The sequence below is a fragment of the Paraburkholderia piptadeniae genome, assembly GCF_900007165.1.
Lineage (GTDB): Bacteria > Pseudomonadota > Gammaproteobacteria > Burkholderiales > Burkholderiaceae > Paraburkholderia > Paraburkholderia piptadeniae.
In genome coordinates this window covers 1-1,153 of sequence record NZ_CYGY02000163.1, presented here as the reverse complement: position 1 = coordinate 1,153, position 1,153 = coordinate 1, and the positions used below count along the sequence as shown (strand labels likewise).

Genomic DNA, 1,153 nt, shown 5'->3' with positions numbered 1-1,153 from the left:
CTAGTGTTCTGTCTCAGAAGAAACTTTATGAAACGGGTGATGTCCTCTGATCGAGTTGACTTGAGGAATGGCCATGGGACGACCCGGCATTACTGTGGAAGTATCAGCCAGCGAAAGAGAGCAACTGGTTGCAATGAGCCGCTCTCGCTCACTCCCGCATTCGCTGGTACGTCGCGCGAAGATTGTTCTCATGGCAGCTGATGGTTATTCAAGTACTGAAATTGCCGCGCAGTGTGGGGTTACGCATCCGGCGGTGACGCATTGGAAAAAGCGATTCGTCGCGCAAGGCCTGGCTGGACTGCACGACCAGGCCAAATCTGGCCGACCCCGCACGCATGACGATGAGACGGTCGCGGAACTGCTCAGCAAGGTTTTGCGTGAAAAGCCTCCGGGTTCGACGCATTGGAGCGTGCGTACAGCAGCGCAGGAGACGGGTATATCCAAAAGCTCCGTTGCGCGCTACTTCGCCTTGTTCGGTGTACAACCGCATCGTACAAAAAGCTTCAAGCTGTCCAACGACCCGTTCTTCGTCGAAAAGGTGCGCGACATCGTCGGCTTGTACCTGAGCCCCCCGTCCAACGCATTGGTGCTGTGTGTGGACGAGAAAAGCCAGTGCCAGGCGCTGGAGCGCACGCAACCGCTGCTGCCGATGGGACTCGGTTACATCCAGGGCGTCACGCACGATTACGTTCGCCATGGCACCACGACGCTGTTCGCAGCGCTCAATGCCGCTACCGGCGAGGTCATCACCCAATGCAAACCCCGTCACCGGCATCAGGAATTCATCGCCTTCCTCAACCACATCGACCGTGCGGTGCCCACGAATCTTGATGTGCATCTCATCGTCGACAACTATGCGACCCATAAACATCCGAAGGTCAAAGCGTGGCTGGCCAGGCGGTCTCGCTATCACGTGCACTTCACGCCGACGTACTCGAGCTGGCTGAATCAGGTCGAGCGCTGGTTCGGTCTGATCACCCAACAGGCAATTCGCCGCGGATCGTTTGAGAGCGTGCGTCAGTTGGTCTCCAGCATCCAGCGTTACGTCGATCAGTACAACCTCCATAAACGCCCGTTCATGTGGACGGCCACCGCCGATTCCATCCTCGAAAAAATCGGGCGTTTATGCAAAGTTATTTCTGGGACAGAACAC

The 1,153-nt window shown here is 56.7% G+C and carries 1 protein-coding gene; it reads left to right on the top strand.

What is annotated here, in order from left to right:
* Nucleotides 1–67 precede the first annotated feature (67 nt).
* Nucleotides 68–1,153: IS630 family transposase (locus tag BN2476_RS43735; RefSeq protein ID WP_143811231.1), on the top strand; the 1,086-nt coding region annotated here is incomplete at its 3' end.